At 40.5% G+C, this 18645-nt stretch carries 21 protein-coding genes and 1 riboswitch; of the genes, 14 read left to right on the forward strand and 7 right to left on the reverse strand.

What is annotated here, in order from left to right:
* Positions 1-112 precede the first annotated feature (112 nt).
* The 4 genes from BN997_RS01905 to BN997_RS01920 all read left to right on the forward strand — a co-directional run bounded on the left by BN997_RS01905 (position 113) and on the right by BN997_RS01920 (position 2523).
* Positions 113-736 carry a TetR/AcrR family transcriptional regulator gene (locus BN997_RS01905; protein WP_042529158.1) on the forward strand — a complete coding sequence of 208 codons (624 nt, stop codon included), beginning with the start codon at positions 113-115 and terminating at the stop codon, positions 734-736.
* Between the two features lie 58 nt (positions 737-794).
* On the forward strand, positions 795-1205 hold the full coding sequence (locus tag BN997_RS01910) for a Spx/MgsR family RNA polymerase-binding regulatory protein (RefSeq protein ID WP_042529160.1): 411 nt from the start codon (positions 795-797) through the stop codon (positions 1203-1205).
* A gap of 77 nt (positions 1206-1282) precedes the next feature.
* Complete coding sequence (locus BN997_RS01915; protein ID WP_042529162.1) at positions 1283-1585, forward strand: hypothetical protein; 303 nt, start codon at positions 1283-1285, stop codon at positions 1583-1585.
* Between the two features lie 242 nt (positions 1586-1827).
* Complete coding sequence (locus tag BN997_RS01920; protein ID WP_042529164.1) at positions 1828-2523, forward strand: hypothetical protein; 696 nt, start codon at positions 1828-1830, stop codon at positions 2521-2523.
* A 42-nt stretch (positions 2524-2565) separates the two neighbouring features.
* On the opposite strand, the gene BN997_RS01925 is transcribed toward BN997_RS01920, so the two are convergent.
* Positions 2566-3489, reverse strand: a complete 924-nt coding sequence (locus tag BN997_RS01925) for a YitT family protein (RefSeq protein WP_052484869.1) — start codon at positions 3487-3489, stop codon at positions 2566-2568.
* 277 nt (positions 3490-3766) lie between these two features.
* Here BN997_RS01925 and alr point away from each other — a divergent pair, with 277 nt between their 5' ends.
* From alr to BN997_RS01940, 3 genes are all read left to right on the forward strand, one after another.
* Positions 3767-4897 carry an alanine racemase gene (gene alr, locus BN997_RS01930; RefSeq protein ID WP_042529166.1) on the forward strand — a complete coding sequence of 377 codons (1131 nt, stop codon included), beginning with the start codon at positions 3767-3769 and terminating at the stop codon, positions 4895-4897.
* Positions 4898-4922: 25 nt separating this feature from the next.
* On the forward strand, positions 4923-5231 hold the full coding sequence (locus tag BN997_RS01935; RefSeq protein WP_042529167.1) for an MGMT family protein: 309 nt from the start codon (positions 4923-4925) through the stop codon (positions 5229-5231).
* A gap of 275 nt (positions 5232-5506) precedes the next feature.
* Positions 5507-6064, forward strand: a complete 558-nt coding sequence (locus BN997_RS01940; protein WP_042529169.1) for an NADPH-dependent FMN reductase — start codon at positions 5507-5509, stop codon at positions 6062-6064.
* A 251-nt stretch (positions 6065-6315) separates the two neighbouring features.
* On the opposite strand, the gene BN997_RS01945 is transcribed toward BN997_RS01940, so the two are convergent.
* The 4 genes from BN997_RS01945 to BN997_RS01960 form a co-directional block, all read right to left on the reverse strand.
* Complete coding sequence (locus tag BN997_RS01945) at positions 6316-6969, reverse strand: lysoplasmalogenase (protein ID WP_042529171.1); 654 nt, start codon at positions 6967-6969, stop codon at positions 6316-6318.
* Between the two features lie 276 nt (positions 6970-7245).
* Positions 7246-8844, reverse strand: a complete 1599-nt coding sequence (locus tag BN997_RS01950) for a glutathione ABC transporter substrate-binding protein (protein WP_042529173.1) — start codon at positions 8842-8844, stop codon at positions 7246-7248.
* 57 nt (positions 8845-8901) lie between these two features.
* Positions 8902-9717: a MetQ/NlpA family ABC transporter substrate-binding protein gene (locus BN997_RS01955; RefSeq protein ID WP_042529174.1), complete on the reverse strand. Its 816-nt coding sequence runs from the start codon at positions 9715-9717 to the stop codon at positions 8902-8904.
* Between the two features lie 23 nt (positions 9718-9740).
* Positions 9741-10841 carry an iron-containing alcohol dehydrogenase family protein gene (locus BN997_RS01960; RefSeq protein ID WP_042529176.1) on the reverse strand — a complete coding sequence of 367 codons (1101 nt, stop codon included), beginning with the start codon at positions 10839-10841 and terminating at the stop codon, positions 9741-9743.
* Positions 10842-10938: 97 nt separating this feature from the next.
* Positions 10939-11055: riboswitch (SAM riboswitch) on the reverse strand.
* Between the two features lie 252 nt (positions 11056-11307).
* On the opposite strand from BN997_RS01960, the gene BN997_RS01965 reads away from it, so the two are divergent.
* Positions 11308-11523, forward strand: coding sequence for a hypothetical protein (locus tag BN997_RS01965; RefSeq protein ID WP_042529178.1), 216 nt, complete (start codon positions 11308-11310; stop codon positions 11521-11523).
* Entirely contained in the window at positions 11520-11795 is a 276-nt protein-coding gene (locus BN997_RS01970; protein WP_042529180.1) for a YolD-like family protein, read from the forward strand. The genes BN997_RS01965 and BN997_RS01970 overlap by 4 nt, the downstream gene beginning before the upstream one ends.
* 76 nt (positions 11796-11871) lie before the next feature.
* Here the strand turns inward: BN997_RS01970 and BN997_RS01975 are convergent, their stop codons facing one another.
* Together BN997_RS01975 and BN997_RS01980 are read right to left on the reverse strand one after the other, a co-directional pair.
* Complete coding sequence (locus BN997_RS01975; protein WP_042529182.1) at positions 11872-12654, reverse strand: YibE/F family protein; 783 nt, start codon at positions 12652-12654, stop codon at positions 11872-11874.
* Positions 12651-13763 carry a YibE/F family protein gene (locus BN997_RS01980; protein WP_374705757.1) on the reverse strand — a complete coding sequence of 371 codons (1113 nt, stop codon included), beginning with the start codon at positions 13761-13763 and terminating at the stop codon, positions 12651-12653. The genes BN997_RS01975 and BN997_RS01980 overlap by 4 nt, the downstream gene beginning before the upstream one ends.
* A 1305-nt stretch (positions 13764-15068) precedes the next feature.
* Between BN997_RS01980 and BN997_RS01985 the strand changes: the two genes are divergently transcribed.
* The 5 genes from BN997_RS01985 to BN997_RS02005 all read left to right on the forward strand — a co-directional run bounded on the left by BN997_RS01985 (position 15069) and on the right by BN997_RS02005 (position 18626).
* A complete protein-coding gene (locus BN997_RS01985) occupies positions 15069-15269 on the forward strand; it encodes a helix-turn-helix transcriptional regulator (RefSeq protein WP_042529184.1) in 201 nt (66 codons plus the stop codon).
* Entirely contained in the window at positions 15253-15810 is a 558-nt protein-coding gene (def, locus tag BN997_RS01990) for a peptide deformylase (protein ID WP_042529186.1), read from the forward strand. The genes BN997_RS01985 and def overlap by 17 nt, the downstream gene beginning before the upstream one ends.
* A gap of 32 nt (positions 15811-15842) precedes the next feature.
* Positions 15843-16781, forward strand: coding sequence for an aminoglycoside phosphotransferase family protein (locus BN997_RS01995; RefSeq protein ID WP_042529190.1), 939 nt, complete (start codon positions 15843-15845; stop codon positions 16779-16781).
* Positions 16782-16862: 81 nt separating this feature from the next.
* On the forward strand, positions 16863-17930 hold the full coding sequence (locus tag BN997_RS02000) for an ABC transporter permease (RefSeq protein WP_042529192.1): 1068 nt from the start codon (positions 16863-16865) through the stop codon (positions 17928-17930).
* Between the two features lie 6 nt (positions 17931-17936).
* Positions 17937-18626, forward strand: coding sequence for an ABC transporter ATP-binding protein (locus BN997_RS02005; RefSeq protein WP_042529194.1), 690 nt, complete (start codon positions 17937-17939; stop codon positions 18624-18626).
* The last annotated feature ends 19 nt before the right edge of the window (positions 18627-18645 follow it).

Raw genomic sequence — 18645 nt, forward strand, 5'->3', positions numbered from 1 at the left:
TAAAAAAAGTGACACGATGTCATAAAAATAATTGACTTATGACATCGTGTCACTTAATATAGAATTATAGGACATGACATTGTGTCACAATAGGTTATGGAGGAGCAAGAATATGCCTACATCAACATTTTTTAATTTAAACGATTCCAAACGGGCAAAATTATTGCAAGCGGTTGAAAAAGAATTTGCAAGAGCACCGTTATCGCAGGCCTCCATTGCGAATATTGTAAAGCTTGCAGGTGTTTCAAGAGGAAGTTTTTATCAATATTTTGACGGCAAAGAAGATGCTTTTTATTATTTATTAAAGCTTCATACAGATAAACGCCGTGCTTATTTTTTAAGCCTGCTGCGTGAAACAGATGGAGATTTGATGGCTTCCATGGATAAGGTTTTTCGGGTAACACTGATAGAGCTGTCAGAAGAGAAGCATTTGCAGTTTTTAAAGAATGCCGTATTGAATGTGACACATGAAGTGGAGGATTCATTTACAGAGTTATTCCTAGGAAAGCATAATGAAGTAGATGCAATGAATCAAGTAAAAGATTTAGTTGATTTTAATAAACTGAATATTGATAGTAAACAAGAGTTTTTCCATGTTATGCAGATTTTAACGTCTGTTACATTTCGAAATATTGTGGATCAGCTATCCAGGAATCTTTCTCGTGAAGAAGCTCTAGAGAATTTTCGTATTGAAATGGATCTGTTAAGCAAAGGTTTATCAAGTGCTGACAGGTAAGTATAGAACTTTTCTGATGGTAAGAAGAAAGAAACTATATATAAATGGGGTATGATTAATGACAGTTACAATTTATGGTGCAGCATGTTCATCAACAAGAAAAGCAAAACAATGGTTTATGAAAAACGGAATTGAATATACAGAACGCAATGTAATCAGAGAACCTCTGACCGTAAATGAATTACAAAATATTCTTCGGATGACGGTGGAAGGTACAGATGAAATCATTTCCACACGCTCTAAGATTTATAAAGATTTAGACCTTGATATTGAAGCATTGCCACTGCAAGAGCTGTTGGAAATTATTCAGGAATACCCGCGTCTTTTACGAAGCCCGATTATGGTCGATGCCAAACGTTTGCAGGTAGGATATCATGAAGAGGATATCCGTCAGTTCTTACCGCGTAAAACGAGAGAAAGCCAATGGCTGCAATGGAGAAAGAATCATTTGCGCGTTGCAGAAAACTAATCCATAAAAAAATGTTCAAAAGCGCTTTTTACCGCCCTTAGGGATATAAAGTTTAAGCTGAACTAACGGAGGAGACAATGCAATTTATTGCCAAACAACCGTATGTAAAAGTAGTCCGTCAAGTAAGTGCATTAGAACAAAAGGATACAGAAGAGCAGCGTTATATGTATCTTTATGCAGATAAAATCGTTACAAGATACAGGGAATTTCCAATTGAGAATGTAATGGATATTTCGTATCGCCTTACTGGAAACCAAACAAAGGGAATGCTTTATTTACACACGCTTAAAGGAGTTTACGCCTACATTATAAAATCTTCACCTGAACAATTTATCGATGCGTTTAAAGCTCGAACACATAGTACCACCCATCGAAATTAGAGAAATTAACGAAACAGCTCGAAGCTTTGCGAGACACTTTCTTCGGGTTGCTTCTCCTGCTCACAAAGCCTCAGCTCGAATTCCCCGGAGCGAGGTATCTTTACCAAAATATAAATAGCAATAAAGAATAAAACCTGAGTGACTAAACCGCTTAGGTTTTTTTCATCTATCCAATTAGGCAGATAACCAAAATTCGTCCTATTTTTTACTTTGTGCATAAGCTGATTCTAGAGGTGATGTGAATGGTATATCTGAACCAGGAGAAGCATATTTATGCAGAAGATATAAAAGGAGCTTCGTCTAATCAAGAAACGTTTGTTTATGAATATGCAAGTGAAAGAGAACAAAAACAGTTGGAAATGCAGAGGGAATCTGTGGAAGTATTGCAGCAGCTGCAGCGTGATACCTTTGCTAAAAATCAGCAATTGGAGCGTATTGCGAAACGTTTGAAGGAAATGGACAAAAATGAAAAAGATCAGCAGCAGATGCAGGAGAAGGTATTCAACCGATTAGATGTACTTGATAAAAATATAAAGAAGGAAAACAAGCAGCTCAATCAAATTATTGCTGCTCAAGAAAGTGCAAAAGAAGAGGAAGATGGCTTCAAAGCCAATCAGGCATTGATTCAGGTTAAGCTTGAAAAAATAGATGAAGTAAGTGAAGCAGTGAAGAAAAAAGTGGAAGAACAAGGAAATAAGTTGGATGAAATGGATAATCAAAGAAAAGAGGAACTGGCTGTTCTTCATGAAAGGCTCGATAAGCAGGAAGCATGGCTTGAAAAATTAATACGGCAGGTCCATGATTTGCGGGGCATTATTTATGAAAGAGCAGATGAAGTGATAAAAAAGGTAGAAAAAAGTATTCAATTATTTGGGAGCAAGTGGAATGTTGTCCGCCGCACGGACTCAGAGTCCTCTAAAGAAACAATAAAGAAGTGAGCTGTTTTCTAAGAAGCAGCTCACTTCTTTATTGATACATCATCAAACATCTGTTTTATCGGCAGTATTATCCGATGAAACCTCCTCCGGTTCAGGAATAATTGCTTCTTCCTCAAATCCGGTAAAGGCTGCTTCATCTTCTGTCGTCGGAGCAAAGAAAGTGCCGCCAGATACATCCTTCACGTTATGGACAACGATAAATGAACTGGAATCGATTTCCCTGATAATTCGTTTAAGTGTTAAGAGGCGGTAACTGGGTACGATAATATAAAGGATATAATGCTGGCGATCTGTATAGGATCCAGAGCCATTGATAAAAGTTGCACTAGACGCCATGACTGTATTAATCTGATGAGCTATTTTTTTAAATTCCGGTGAAATAATCGTGACTGCTTTCTTAGAATCAAAACCGCCAATCACATAGTCGCTGGCTACCTTCCCTATGGATAAAGCAATAATGGTATATAGTGTGTAAAGCGGGCCAATAATGAAAACCCCGGCTAATACGATAACGGCGTCCATGATGAAGGTGGTTAGTACGACATTCCATTCATAGCGCTGTGCGAGCAGACGAGCTATTGTCGAAGTACCTCCAATGGAGCTGCCCGCTTGGATAATCAAACCAAACCCGATTCCCATTGTGAGGCCTGCAAAAATAGCGGCTACCAGAGAATCACCCAGAGGCTGTGTTACGATATTTTCCGTTAAAAAGATAAACAAGGATAGAAGAGGGACATTAACCATTGTTTTTATCACGATGCTTTTAGGAAGAAATTTAAAACTGACGAGTTGTAATAGGACAAAAGCAACCATCGTAACAATCCCGGGCGACCATCCGAGAGAATAAAAGAGTAAAAGTGCAATACCTAGAATGCCTCCATCTGCAATTTGGTTTGGCATGGCGAATATGGTCGTTGCCAGAGCACATAAAATGGTTCCAATCAGCGCCAGAAAGATTTGTTTCATGTTCTCAACCTCCATCGATAAAATAGTTTTCCCTGACAATAGGAATCATACGTATATTTATATTTAGTGTAAAGAAATAAAGGCAATTGGGAAAGATATTTCAATGCTGCCTTCTCGCACTTTTTAGATAAACGTGCTTTCACTATGTCTGTCAAGCAGGCTGAGTATAACTATCCAACACAGAATGGAAGTGCTAAAATGGATATGATGTATTATATTAATCTGAAAAATAGACCGAAAAAATAAAAATGATAATGTTAGACAAGGTGGGAAACACATGATAACAACCAGTTTTCGTGATACTTGGGCAGAAGTATCCTTACAAGCATTAGCGTTTAATGTACAACAATTTAAACAGCATATCCGTGAAGGAGCGCGGTTTATGGCAGTGGTGAAGGCAGATGGATACGGGCATGGAGCTGTGCCGATTGCAGAAGAGGCGCTGGCAAATGGGGCGGACTGTCTTGGAGTAGCAATCTTAGATGAAGCGCTGTCTTTGAGAGAAGCAGGAATTACTGCACCGATATTATTATTGGGCTATACGCCAGCTCATGCCGTTCATAAAGCAGTAGAACAAGATGTCACGCTGACTGTCTATTCAGAAGAGACAATCGAAGCCATCTGTCAGGCTGCAGATACCTTACAGAAAACAGCAAAAGTCCATATCAAAGTGGATACCGGAATGACTCGTATCGGTGTCCGTACCGCAGAAGAAGCTTTGGATTTATGCCGCGCATTAGACCGGGAAGAAATAGAACTGGAAGGAATCTTTACGCATTTTGCGGAAGCCGACAATGGAGAATCCAGTGCTTATACGTATCAGCAATTTGAAAGCTTCCAGAAAATTTATCAGGCAGTAGAAGCAAAATGCTGTCAGATTCCAATCAAACATTGCTGTAATAGTGCGGGGACCATTGCCTATCCAGAAATGCATCTGGATATGGTACGCGTCGGAGTCAGCTTGTATGGGCTTTATCCTGAACCGCACCTCAAAGAAATCCTGCCATTAAAACAGGTGATGAGCTTAAAAACAAAGCCGGTTTACATTAAAAATGTTCGGGCTGGACAATCTATCAGCTATGGCAGAACCTATACAACAACGAAAAAAACAAAGGTTGCAACCCTGCCGATTGGTTATGCCGATGGCTTTTCACGTCTTTTATCCAATCAAGGACATGTGACCGTTCGCGGGAAGGAATGCCTGATTGTCGGACGCATTTGTATGGATCAGACCATGGTGGATGTGTCCGATGTAGATGGCGTTCATGAGAATGATATTGTTACCATTTTTGGCGAGCCGAGTGAGGGCTATATTTCTTTAGGTATTGTCGCAGAGCAAATGCAGACCATTCATTATGAAACGGTTTGTTTAATTGGCAAACGGGTACCGAGAAAATACGTGAAATAATAATGTGGAACAGGAATGATAAAGGATGACACCTTTTACGGAAGAAGTTATTAAAATAATACGGGAGATCCCGTCTGGAAAAGTAATGACTTACGGTCAAATAGCAAGAGAAGCTGGCAATTCGAGAGCCGCAAGACAGGTTGTCCGCGTGCTCCATTCCATGAGCAAAAAGCATCAATTGCCCTGGCATCGTGTGATCAATGCAAAGGGGCAATTAGCTATTCCGAATGAAGAGGGAAATTGGGAGCAGCGCACACGTCTGGAAGCAGAAGGTGTCCTGGTGAGTTCCATCGGATATGTTGATTTAAAAAAATATCAATGGCATCTCGAATGAAGCGCTGCAATTCAGGAAGGCCTCTATGGGTAAGCATCTTATTGTATTTCTGTTAGTTAACTAGGTATAATACAGGTAATAACTGTTTTGAGAAACATTCTCATTCCTATATTTACAGGTTCTCCAAATGCAGAAACGTGCTTCTTTTGAGGCGAGTCTTTGCAGAGCAGGAAACAGCGTAAATACATATTCATATATATGAATAGACGGACGAGAGAATCTAAAAATCGAAACTTCTGAATACAGAATAAGACCACCATATAGGAGGATGCTCCGTGAAGATAGTTGGAATTTCCGGCTCCACGATTGGCTCAAAAACAAGAGTCGCTGTGGACCATGCATTGAAATATATTGAAAAAGAACATACCGGGGTAGAAGCAGAGATGTTAGATTTGAAGGATTATGACATGGTTTTTAGTGACGGACGTTCTTATAAAGATTATACAGGCGACACGAAAATCTTATTAGAAAAAATCATGCAGGCTGATGGCATTTTGCTTGGAATGCCTGTTTTCCAAGCATCTATTCCAGGAACATTAAAAAATCTGTTCGACCTTCTGCCAATGGATGCATTTCGGAATAAAGTGGTTGCTATTATTGCAACAGCAGGAACAACAAAGCATTATTTAGTACCCGAGCAGCATTTGAAGCCGATTCTTCACTATATGCACGCATGGGTGATTCCGAAATATGTATTTGTTGAAGAAAAAGATTATACAAACTATGTAATCTCGAATCAAAACGTCATTGACCGCTTAAATAAGCTGTCAGATGATTTGATTCATTATGTAGATCTCATGCAGAAGCACCCAGAGCTAACGTCGCTTATATAAGAAAAGCCCTCTTACTGAAAAATTGTTTTCTTAAGAGGGCTTTTCTTTATTTAAGAAATAAGAAATAGTTGGAGCTAGTCACTCCAACGGGTTTCATGGGGTGAGTAATCTTAGGCCCTAGAAATATACTCCGTTTTCCGTCGCCCTCGAGCTCATCTCCTTTAAAGAAGACTTAGCGATTGGCAAGCCGACAGGCGTAGACAGAGCTAAAGTCGCACTTATGCCCAGAGGGTGAAAAGAAGACTTAGCGATTACCAAGCCATTCCTTTTTGCTTCGAATCAATGGTAAACAAGCTGTGGGCGATAAGAAATTGAGCACCATAATACGTAAGCATAATGACTTCATGAGCTCCTGTAAAGCCAGTGATAAACATATTCCACGCAAGAACACTGTCAGAAATAATAAATAGAAGGCTGCCGAGAATAGCCCAGCGATTTCCTGTCATGATTGCTGTGAACGCCATAAGCGTGATAATTCCGATATAGGCAATGACAGGAAAGATGAAACCTGTCTCCCCGTTAGTTTGAAGATTACTCACAAGCTGATAGCCAATCCAAGCAGCAAAAAGAATAAGCGGAACCGCAGAAAGACTTCTTGGCAAAGAAAAACGCCATTCTTTTAAAAATCCAACGATATATAGTACATGTCCGATAAAAAACGCGGTCAAGCCGATGAAAAACCACTGCAGCGTCGCATCCCCAATCAAGCACAAGCTGATACCGCCAATAATCCAATAATGCGTGGACTTTCGTTTTGGCAGCGATTTTTCAAAAGCATAAATCAGAATCAGCACCATTGGAATCACCTTGAAGAAAATACTAAATGCTAATGGCTCAGATGGTGAAATAAATATATAAACAATTCCAGTCGTCAGAATTAATATGGGTAAACGATAAAGTATCAAAATGGGTACATTCCCTTCGCTTGTTAAAATAAAAATCTTCAGACATGTTTAGTTCCATCATAGTAAAAAAATGCTTAGATAACAAATTCTAGATATATAAACAGAAAACCTTTTTTCAAACCTATTTTTAACATCGGAAGAGATAGAGGCTTCCGTTGAAGATAGGGAGGCTGTTTTGTATTGTTTGTACATACGAAGCTGAATACTGCTGTAATCCTTTGTTAACAGCATTCAATAAAAAACTCCCCTTGTCCATCATAGACAAGGGGAGATTCTTTATTCTTCAATAGAAACATCTTTTAAATTTAACAGCTGTGTCGGAGACTGTGTCAGCCCTTTTACGCTGTCATCGACACCTAACAAATATTGCTGGTGATGGATATAAACCATTGGCGTGATTTCCGCAAGTAATTCCTGGGTTTGGCGGTAAAGCTCTAATCGTTCATCTGGATCACTTTCCTGGCGGGCTTGATCTAATAAATCGTCGAGTTCTTCATCTTCTGTGAAGGTGCGATTTCCTGGTTCGCCTAAATTATCTGAATGGAATAAAGGATATAGCCCGTTGTCCGCATCACCGGTAACAGTGGTCCAGCCAAAGACAAACATATCATGTTCCCCGTTGGCAGTCTGTTCCAGCATTGTTCCCCATTCCACCGTTCTTACTTCCGCATTGATACCAATTTCCTTCAGCTGTGCTTGGATTGTTGTTGCTGTATCGATGCGCTGACGGTCATCATTTGTCCAAATCGTGGTAGAAAACCCATTTTCATAGCCTGCTTCAGCAAGTAACTCTTTGGCCTCTTCCAGATTATATTCGTGATCCTCTATATCTTCACTGTATCCGAATACACTTGGCGCAATCGGTGTGTGTGCGGGGATCCCGACATCGTCATAGATTCCGGAAAGAATTTCCTCTTTATTAATGGCTTTTGCAATTGCCTGACGGACACGTTCATCATCAAACGGTTCCTTGTCCATGTTAAAACCTAAATACGATAATGCCAGGCTGTCCTGAGACTGCACTGATAAATGATCGGAATTTTCAATTTGAGCTACATCTGACGGACTAAGGGAATTAGCGATTTGAGAAGCACCAGTCTCTAATTCTGCGACACGGGTCAGATCTTCTGTAACTACTTTGAAAGTTACGGAATCGAGCAGTGCCGGTTCGCCCCAATACTCTTCATTGTTAACTAAGCGTACCTGCTGCCCTGGCTTCCATTCTTCGTATTTGAAAGGGCCGGTGCCTTGCGGGTTTGCACTGATGACAGTACCTGCCTCTTCGCCATCTTCCATTGCGGCATAGTCTTCTTCAATCTGGTCTTTTGAAATCATCACACCGCCGGGATGAGCAAGGTGTGCCGGTAACGCTGCAAAAGGATATTCTGTTTTAAAATGAACCGTATAATCGTCAATAACTTCTACCTCGGAAATCATATTGTACATGATTGCCCGTGGAGAACCAACCTCTGGGTCAAGCGTACGGTCAATATTTGCCTTTACAACGTCCGCATTAAAATCAGAGCCGTCATGGAAGGTCACATCTTGACGAAGCTTGAATTCCCATGTCGTATCATCAATTTGTTCCCACTCCTCTGCCAGCAAAGGCTGATTTTCCATATTCTCGTCCTGGGTAACAAGCGTTTCAAAGATATTTCTTTGTACATCACTGGACGGAGTATCATTGGATGCTGCCGGGTCAAGCGATACAGCATCGGCTGGTGTGGTAATAATTAAATCGCCGCCCTGCGATCCTCCCTCTGTCGTATTGCTGTCAGAGGATGCATTGTCATCTGGTTCACTGGCACAGGCGGCAAGTACCAGGCTGAACAGAGCAATAAATGCAAGTACATATATCTTTTTCTGTATTCTCATGATGCTGTTTTCTCCTTTAAGTATCGTAGTCTGAGTATATTACCTGAAAATAAAGATTTACCAGCCTGGAACAACAGAGCCATCAAAGTTTTCTTCAATAAATTCTTTCACTTCGTCTGTATGGTAAATATCAATAAATTGCTGAACGACTTCATCATCTTGGTTTTCTGTACGAGCTGCAATCAAGTTAACGAATGTAGAATCCTGCTCGATAAAGAGCGAATCATCATTGGGTGAAAGCCCTGCTTCAATTGCAAAGTTTGAATTGATTGCTGCTGCATCAACTTCGCCAAGCTGTCTTGGAATTTGTGCAGAGTCTAATTCCAGTAATTCAAGGTCTTTCGGGTTGTCAATTACATCATTTACGGTTGCATTTACACCCAAGCCTTCTTCTAATGTGATAAGACCAGCTTGTTCAAATAATAATAAAGCACGTCCGCTGTTTGTAGGGTCGCCAGGGAGCCCTAATGTTGCGCCATCAGGAAGGTCCTCCAGAGAATCAACCGATTCGGAATAAACTCCCATCGGGAAAGTAACGGTATCTGCTACCTTCACAATATCCAAGCCTCTTTCTTCCACCATGCTGTCCATAAAAGGCTCTGTCTGGAAGCTGCTGATGTCAATTTCACCTTCATCCAGTGAAACGTTTGGCATCACATAATCACTAAAAACAACTGTTTTAATTTCTAAATCGTCTTCTGCTGCAATTTCAGCTATTTTTTCAACAATTTCTTCATGTGGACCGGCTGTTACACCTACTGTCAATACGCCGTCTTCAAGTAAATCTGAACCGCTCTCTTCCTCATCTCCTCCGCAAGCAGCGAGGAAAACGAATAATAAAGCTGTAATAAGAAGTAAATATTTCTTTTTCATGATGATTTTCCTACTTTCTTTTTTTATTTAGTAACACTCTCAAGTTGTAAAAATGCGTCGATAACGGTATTTGCATTAATTTCTTCTTTCATCAAATGAATGGATTCTTCTTCCCGTGTCACTTTTTTCGCAATGGTTTCCAGCAGCTCCTGATCATCCGTATGTATGGAGAAGTCTGCTAATTTTGTCGGGAATCCCCATGTATCATAGTAAGCTAATAGCTTCGTAAGCTCGTTTTTATCCTGTTCGATAGCAAGCTGAGCTAAAATGCCGTAGGATACAATTTCCCCGTGAAGTGAATCGGCAATCTGCGGGGCAGCAGTTAACCCATTATGAATGGAATGCGCACCTGCAATTCGTCCAGCTTTTCCGCCGAAGCCGCCAACCATACCGCCTGTTGCGATAATTGCTTCGATAACACGAATAAGAGCATCAGTGACTTGGTTACTCTCACAAGCTTGGATTGCTGCTTCACTGTCATCCAGCAAAATATCCTTGCAGGCACGAGCGGCGAATTGAGATATTTGCAGCCAGACTGGAAGCGTGCCTTCAGGGTAGAAGGCTTCAACTAGAGAGCGAGCTTCATAGAATTTGGCTAACGTATCGCCAATGCCTGCTTTTAAGTATTTTACAGGAGCTTCTGCAATAATTGCTGGTTCTACCACTACGAGTGTATTAGATTCAGGAAACTCAGTGTAATGAGAATGAGCACCATCTTCCTGATAAAAGACGCTTAATGGCGTCCAAGCTGCGCAGGTGGCGGCAATCGTTGGGATTAAGATACTTTTTATTTGCGCATTGGCAGCCGCTGCTTTGGCAATATCCAGAGCTGTTCCCCCGCCGATGCCGATGACAGCATCTATTTGCTGTTCTTCATAAATCGAGGCCAGTCTGTCAGTTCGTTCCACGGTGCAATGATCATCTGCAGTATGTATATCTTTTTCCTCTATTTGATCCAGCAATGCAGAAGGAAGATATGGTTTTGCTTTTTCCCAAGCAGTACGCCCGGCAACTACAGCAATCCGCTTCACCCGCAAGTCATTCAGATTTTCTATCAGGTATTCCAGAGAACCTTCACCGATTTGATAATGGCTGGGCGATCCCTTTACAGTAACTGTTTGCATGGTAAGATAACCCCTTTTACATGTGTTTAAATGCTACATAAAAAACCTCTCTATTTTGTTCTAGAGAGGTTGAATAAGTTCATTTACGAAACGTCCTCTCTTATTTTCCAAAGCACATTATGCACTTTGCAGGATTTAGCACCTTTTTTAGAACGAGTTCTAGAAAGGTTGCCGGGCTTCATCGGGCCAGTCCCTCCGCCACTCTCAATAAGAGTTCTTATGTAACTGTGGATACATTTTAATATGAAATATGAGAAAAGTCAAATATAGCTTGATGCAAGGGAGCTGGCGGGCTAATTATGTTAATCAGCACCATTTTTGGTCCCCAAATCCAAATACTTGAACGGATTATCGCTCGTTTCTTTTAAAACACATTCATCCATTTATTTCATGTTTACTCTTTCTTATTTTTTGATATAATAAGAACAAATGTTCAGAACAAAAGTTCTTATTTGGAGGAATAAATATGATTGGATTACTTCATCATTCTCTGGATAAAAAGGAAAAAATCATGATCTATTATATCGACCGCCATAACAATGTAACGCAACGTGTTATTCGCGTCGTAGGTATAGATGATAAAAGGATTCTTGCTTATTGTTACTATAAAAAACAGGTGCGCAGCTTTAAGATAGAAAATATTTTATCCATAGGGTGTGTAAAAAGGAGCGTCGGGGCTTGAATATTGGTGTACAGGAAGAAAGGAATACGAAAGAAAAAACAATGTTAAATGAGCGGCAACGGAAGCAGAATTGCTTTCAATTAATTATCGCACATAAAGATAATTTGCTTATTGAAGTGAAATGCTATCAGGATTGTCATGTTCATCATATAAAAGGATATATAGACAGCATTAACTATCAAGACGAGCACATAGCTATAGTTGATAAGCTGGGTCAAAAGGATTTTACAATCATTAAGTTTAATGATGTAATGGACGTTTTTATATTGTAGATAAAAACCCGAATGTATTCCAAGCGGAATCATTCGGGCTTATTTCTAAACATAAACAGCGTAAGGCTGCTTTTACCTATTTCTGCTCATCCAACGCGATGTCCTTTTTCTGCTTCTTCAAATAATATGCACTCATCAGAGAAGCAATCGGAATAACCAGAGCGATGCCAAGGCCCGAAATAAGGATTCCAAGCATTTCATCATTGAACACTTTGGCATTTATAATTTGGCCAAGAGAGTAATCTAAATCCTTAAACCAGATTAGCAGCCCCATATACCCTCCGAAAAAGGCGAAGAATAGCGTGTTTGTGCTTGTACCTAGAATATCACGGCCAATACGAATGCCGGCGAAGAATAGATTCTTTCTGGAAATTTCCGGATTCTGGTCGTGGATTTCACGCATCGGAGAGGTGATTGAAATGGCAGTATCTACAATCGCCCCAATCGTGCTCATAATAATCACAGCTGTAGCAATTTGAATGAAATTTAATCCAATATGCACATTGAAAGCTGTGATTTCTCCAGATTCTTCTTCCCCAAGTCCATAAATCATGGATTGTTCGGTTAAAATAATAATGAAAAAGATTAAAATAACCATTGTTGCAATCGTAGATAAGAAAGCAAGCATCGTTTTATTATTTACCCGGTTGATGAAGAACAAGCTGACAGCACTGATGAAACCACATGCAATAAGCGTAATAATAATTGGATTCCCGGACGGGTCATTCATGACGAATACAGCCATAAGCACAATGATAAAATTGATAAAGAGGGCAATAAAAGAGCGTACGCCCTTCATACCGCCGACCCAAGCCATTAATGCAAATAATATGATTGCCAGTAATACAAGTACATTCATAATTTCGCCTGCTTTCTCCGGATAAAGAAAATGGAAATATAGATGGCAATCGGAATGGTCAATACAATCCCAATTCCGCCGACTAAAGCACGTGTTAATTCAAGGGAAAGGTTCATTGATATGGTAAAGCCGAACGGTGCTGCATTTTTAAAATAGATTAACAGCATGGGAAGGGACCCGCTGACATAGGCAAAAAATAAAATATTGGTCATGGTGCCCATGATATCTTTCCCGACTTCGTAACCTGCTTTTTTTAATGTTTTTAAATCAATCCGGTTATTTTTCTCATACATTTCAAACATGGAAGCTGATAATGTAATGGCTACATCCATTACAGCTCCTAAGGAACCGATTAGTAACCCTGCCATAAAGATGGTTTCCGGGTTCCTGGTTAAAAAGGCCATTTCTTCATAGCGCAGTCCTTGTTCGCCAGTGAAATGCAGTGCTGCATAAGCAATCATCAATGAAATTACGGTCCCTATTAATGTAGCTAAAATAGCTGTATAGGTTTTTTCGTTAAATCCTGTCGCCATCAATAAGGAGAGAATGGTGAAAATAATAATACTGATTGCAGTAATAACAGAAAGACTGATGCTTGGATTCTGTATATAAATATCTAATGCAAATGACAAAATAGCTGCATTGACAAACAAACTCAGTGCGGATAGAGCACCTCTGGATTTTCCGACTGCTAATAAAATAATCAGGAATATCCATGCGACAAACACGAAATATTTGTCCCGTTTAATATCCCCTGTTGCTTCTCCGTCTTGAGCAAGAAAGATTTCATCGCCTGCAGATAACTCATAGTCCAATGCCAGGGACTGGACATATTCATTATCAAATTCAGTTATTTCTCCTTTATCTGAACCATTTTTTACTTCTCCAACGATATGCTGGGTGACTTTTTCATCTTGATTGCCATGCTCATCTGGCTGATCTTCTCTATTTATTTCTTGAACATCGGTAATGTGAACAATCGTTCTATCATATAAATCATAATTGTTATTGATAAATATCATCGATGCGATAAAACCGATTAGTAATAGACAGACGGTAATATATTCGGTCCTGGTCCGATTTTTTAACCATGCCTTCAATATAATCACTCCAAAAATAGGATTGTCCTATTCGTATTTCCGAAAACATATACTATGATAACACTTTTAATAAGAAGGAGATACATACAACATCACAAAATTTCGGGGAATAAAGGGAAGCTTCATTCCGCGGGGGCCTTTTCATTCCCTGCGAAATGTTAATTAAACCAACCGGGCCGTTATTGGCTGTTGGTTCTCCTGCTTAGAATTTTCAGTTTCTCTCTATGCTTGAAGCGGGCATCATACAAAAGACCTTCGATGGGGCGAGTAATCGCAGCAACGGTTTTAATAGACCGAGTAATCGCAGGTCTCAATGATGTCAGGTTAATGCGACCGCTGCGGCGGACCGTTTTGCTTTCCGACGTACAAATGTTTTCGATGGGGCGAGTAATCGCAGTCCCAGGACGTACTAGTGCAGACGTTGCAACAGGACGTTGCGGCCTTAGTCTGCCTAGGGGCACGCTCTTCAGCTAACTTTTGCCAAGAAGAGCACTTGGCAAAAGTGGATCTTCAGATGGTGCTGATCCCTCAGGAGTCAAAACGGTCCGCCTCCGCTAGTAGGATATTCTATACGTGAAAAAACAACTCACCAAATAGATGTTTAATCAGATAGAACATCTTTTTCATGCTGTATGGTAAAATGTTCCGTCAAGATTACTTTCTGAGCATAAATGCTATTCCCTGTATTTCATATTCATGCTGTCATGATTGGGTTGTTCAGACGAAAGTTGCTATTTCCTTCAGCTCATTAAAATCTTATTTCTTTCATTCGCTGTAGAATCCTATCAGAGCGCAGGCCAACCACGCAGACTCCTAAGTGGTTTGCAGGCTAAACCCGTGACTCCTGTCACAACGCCTGCACTTGCACGTCCTGTGCATCGCAGGGCGAGCTGAAGATCCACTTGAAAAGCGGTTTTCTTTTCAAGTTAGCTGAAGCCGTCCCCATGGAAAGCGAAGTGGTTGGCCGGAGCGGAGCTATGCACCATCATCAATTCCAAAAAGGCCGGATATTTCACCAAAATGCAAGCATGGTAATGAAGAACATGTTCATCTTGGAATAGCAAGAAATATTTGCTTATTCTTAGGTGCGAAAGTTGAGTATTTAAGAAAATTCATTAACCTGACAACATTGGTAATCGCAGTCCCAGTCCCAATCAGTTACATTGCAATAAAACAAAAAGTCACCCATAACCTTCTTATTTTAGTATGTACCAAAAGGGAGTCAGTATTTCATTGTGTCCAACGTTTTGGACATTTACAGGAAGGTCATGCTACAATTTTGTCAAATGCTTTTGACAAAAAGGAGCTTAGTTGGTGAAGAATAAGATTAAAACATTACGGAAGCAATCGAATATGACACAAGAAAAACTGTCTAAGCTTTGCGGTGTTTCCAGGCAAACCATTAACTGTGTGGAAAATGATAAATACGATCCGACGTTAGAACTGGCATTTAAAATATCCAGAGCGCTTGATAAAAATGTAGAAGAGGTGTTTATGTATGACAAAATTTCATAAAGACTACCGTGTAACGATGAAAGATATTAAAAAAGAGGGGGATTCTATTTTGAGAAAACAGTTAGACCCTGTATCTCTCCCTGTTTCGGAGGAAACGAAAACAGAGCTGGAATGCATGATGACGTATTTGAAAAACAGTCAGGATCCTGAGATAGCAAAGAAATATCAGCTGAGGCCGGGAGCAGGGCTTTCAGCAAATCAAGTTGGCATCAATAAAAGCATGTTTGTCATACGATATCAGACAGAAAAGGAGGAAACAATGGAATTAAAGCTGATTAACCCCAAATTGATCAGCCATGCTGCAAATATAATCTATCTTCCGGAAGGGGAAGGATGCCTGTCTGTAAACAGGGAAGTATCTGGACACGTGCCGCGTTATGAGAGAATAAAGGTGCAGGCCTTTGATACAGAGGGAGAGGAGCATACATATACCTTTAAGGGATATAGCTCTATCTTAGTACAGCATGAAATGGATCACCTGAATGGCATCATGTTTTTTGACCGGATTAATAAAGAACGGCCATTTTTGAATTTACAGTAGGATTCAAGCTTTTTAGGGAAGGGGGAATCGCAGTGAATCCGTTTACTGCAATATTACAGGAAGCGTATGGAGTCCATCCTGTTCACGTACAATCCAAACAGGGAGGATGGGCGTCCCTTGCCTTTGAAATAAAGGCGGAGGATGCTGCTTATTTTTTGAAGGTATATGAAAAGAGACGTGCTTCTACGCCAAAGTTGACCGCGTGGATTGACCAGTATGCTCCCATTGTGGAGTGGTTAGCATATAACAGTGATTTAAAAGGAAAAATTCCTGTTCCGCTACAGACAAAGGAAGGGAAGTATCAATGTGAAGACACAGAAAATAGTTATTTGCTGTATCCTTTTATTGATGGGGAAACCATTGGTGAACAAGGCTTAACCAAGCAGCAGGTATCAGAATTTGCACATATAATAGCCGCACTCCACTCATTTGGGAAGGAAATCCCTTTTCCAACGAAAGCTCTGAAGGAGGACTTTGACGTGCCTTTTTTAGAAGAATTGGAAGAGGTCATTCATTTCAATGAAAAACATATCCCGGGGGAGCTACATGCCCTTTTTCGTGAAAATCGGGAAAAAATAGCTGCATGGATCAGCAGCATAAAAGAACTTTCAGAAAAGCTGAAATCTGCTTCCTTCGATATGGTCTTATGTCATACAGATTTGCATCATTGGAATTTGATGCAGGGGGAGAAGCTATTATTAATAGATTGGGAAGGACTGAAACTGGCTCCTCCTGAAGCAGATATGATGTTTCTGACAGAAAAGCCTTATTGGAAGCAGTTTATGGAAGTCTACCTTCAGCATCATGAAAGTTATCATATCAATCAAGATGCTCTTGCTTTTTACCAGTTAAGAAGAAGGCTGGAGGATATTTGGGAGTTTGCTGAGCAGTTATTATATGAAGAACCGGATGCGCAAGAAAAGGAGGAAATTATCGGTTATTTGAGGGAATTAACAGATGATACAAATTGACCGCTTGAGATGCCGGGTTAAACATTCTCTAAAAGGGGAATAAGAAAAGGTGTTTGTAATAAAATCAAGGGAAGTGAAGGAATGTTTTTAGCTTGGAATGAAATAAAGAACAACAAGCTGCGTTTCACCTTAGTTATAGGTGTGCTGGTACTTATTTCTTATCTTGTATTCTTTTTATCCGGTCTGGCCAATGGACTGGAGCAGCTTAATCGGGAGGCTGTTGATAAATGGGAAGCAGACGGTGTTATTCTAACAGAGGAATCCGATTTACGTCTGCAGCAATCCATCGTGTCTGCGGATGATTTTGACGGGGCCGGAGTGGATGAATATACCGAATTATCTCAGCTCAGCGCAATAGCGAGTCATGGGGATAAAAAAGAAAATGTATTTATCTTTGCTGTAGATGAAGCGTCCTTTATCATGCCAAATGTGACAGAAGGAAACGCATTCGCGGATGAGGGAGAAGTAATAGCGGATGATACATTAAAAGAAGACGGCTTTGAAATTGGTGATGAGATTTCCTTATCTTCCACAGAGGAGACGTTGGAAATCACTGGCTTTACGGATAAAGCCAGATTTAATGCAGCGCCAGTGCTGTTCACAGACTTAAATACGCTGGAAACATTGCAATATGGGGAAATGGCTGAAGGGGATAACGATGCAGTGAATGCCTTTGTTATTCGTACAGATAACTTAGACAGTGTGGAAGCAGATGAAGCATTGCAGGTGGTTGATACAGAAACGTTTATAGAGAATCTGCCTGGTTATACAGAGCAGAACTTGACGCTGACATTAATGATATACTTCCTGTTTGTTATTTCAGCTGTGGTCCTGGCGATTTTTCTCTACGTGCTTACTATTCAGAAGATAAGTATTTTCGGGGTGATGAAGGCTCAGGGAATATCCTCCCAATACTTGGCCGGCTCTGTTGTAGCGCAGACATTTTTACTTTCTTTAGCTGGGGTGATGATTGGGCTGGTTCTTGCTGTAGTTACAGGATTATTCCTGCCGGCAGCTGTACCGGTAGCCTTTAATTACATTGAAATGCTGGTCTATGGAATGATTCTGATTGCCGTATCCGTCATTGGAGCATTTATTTCTGTACAGACCATTGTGCGAATTGACCCATTACGGGCGATAGGAGGTTAAGGGAATATGGCTATTTTAGAATTGAAAAAGGTGCAGAAAACCTTTGGATCTGGCAGAACAAAAGTAGAAGCAATGAAAGAAACGAATTTTGAGGCGCAACAAGGCGAATTAGTTGCAGTTATTGGCCCCTCTGGTTCCGGAAAAAGTACGTTTTTAAGTATCGCCGGAGGGCTGCAGACACCCACAGCGGGAGAAGTCAGGATGAACGGCACAGCTTTGACTGATTTAAAGGAAAAAAAGCGTGCAGCGTTAAGGCTGAAAGAAGTCGGCTTTGTTTTGCAGGCATCGAATCTGGTTCCTTATTTAAACGTTGGACAGCAGATGCAGCTGCTGGATAAGGTAAAGAAAGGGAATATGTCTAAAGCAGAATCCGAAGCGCTCTATCAGTCGTTAGGCATTGATCATTTGCTTTGCAGCTTCCCAAAAGACTTATCTGGCGGAGAGAGGCAGCGGGTAGCGATTGCTAAAGCACTCTATACCAACCCAAGTCTTATTTTAGCAGATGAACCGACGGCGTCACTTGACTCTGACCGTGCATTTGAAGTGATGCGTATGTTAAAAGAAATTACAGAAGAAAAGCAAACAGCAACAATCGTTGTAACACATGATACCCGACTGATTGAGGATTGTGATAAAGTCTATCAAATGACAGATGGGAACATGGAATTACAGGAAAAAGAACGTTATACGGTATGACAAAAAGGATGTGATTTCC

Origin of the sequence: Oceanobacillus oncorhynchi (assembly GCF_000821065.1) — a bacterium.
Taxonomy (GTDB): Bacteria; Bacillota; Bacilli; order Bacillales; family Amphibacillaceae; genus Oceanobacillus; species Oceanobacillus oncorhynchi.

Excerpts from the sequence above, each read along its gene's own strand:
- BN997_RS01960 (WP_042529176.1), bottom strand. The coding sequence starts at position 10,841 with ATGCAAACAGTTACTGTAAAGGGATCGCCCAGCCATTATCAAATCGGT.
- BN997_RS01975 (WP_042529182.1), bottom strand. The coding sequence starts at position 12,654 with ATGAATGTACTTGTATTACTGGCAATCATATTATTTGCATTAATGGCT.
- alr (WP_042529166.1), top strand. The coding sequence starts at position 3,767 with ATGATAACAACCAGTTTTCGTGATACTTGGGCAGAAGTATCCTTACAA.
- BN997_RS01965 (WP_042529178.1), top strand. The coding sequence starts at position 11,308 with ATGATTGGATTACTTCATCATTCTCTGGATAAAAAGGAAAAAATCATG.
- BN997_RS01950 (WP_042529173.1), bottom strand. The coding sequence starts at position 8,844 with ATGAGAATACAGAAAAAGATATATGTACTTGCATTTATTGCTCTGTTC.
- def (WP_042529186.1), top strand. The coding sequence starts at position 15,253 with ATGACAAAATTTCATAAAGACTACCGTGTAACGATGAAAGATATTAAA.
- BN997_RS02005 (WP_042529194.1), top strand. The coding sequence starts at position 17,937 with ATGGCTATTTTAGAATTGAAAAAGGTGCAGAAAACCTTTGGATCTGGC.
- BN997_RS01955 (WP_042529174.1), bottom strand. The coding sequence starts at position 9,717 with ATGAAAAAGAAATATTTACTTCTTATTACAGCTTTATTATTCGTTTTC.
- BN997_RS01905 (WP_042529158.1), top strand. The coding sequence starts at position 113 with ATGCCTACATCAACATTTTTTAATTTAAACGATTCCAAACGGGCAAAA.
- BN997_RS01920 (WP_042529164.1), top strand. The coding sequence starts at position 1,828 with ATGGTATATCTGAACCAGGAGAAGCATATTTATGCAGAAGATATAAAA.
- BN997_RS01935 (WP_042529167.1), top strand. The coding sequence starts at position 4,923 with ATGACACCTTTTACGGAAGAAGTTATTAAAATAATACGGGAGATCCCG.
- BN997_RS02000 (WP_042529192.1), top strand. The coding sequence starts at position 16,863 with ATGTTTTTAGCTTGGAATGAAATAAAGAACAACAAGCTGCGTTTCACC.
- BN997_RS01910 (WP_042529160.1), top strand. The coding sequence starts at position 795 with ATGACAGTTACAATTTATGGTGCAGCATGTTCATCAACAAGAAAAGCA.
- BN997_RS01915 (WP_042529162.1), top strand. The coding sequence starts at position 1,283 with ATGCAATTTATTGCCAAACAACCGTATGTAAAAGTAGTCCGTCAAGTA.
- BN997_RS01925 (WP_052484869.1), bottom strand. The coding sequence starts at position 3,489 with ATGAAACAAATCTTTCTGGCGCTGATTGGAACCATTTTATGTGCTCTG.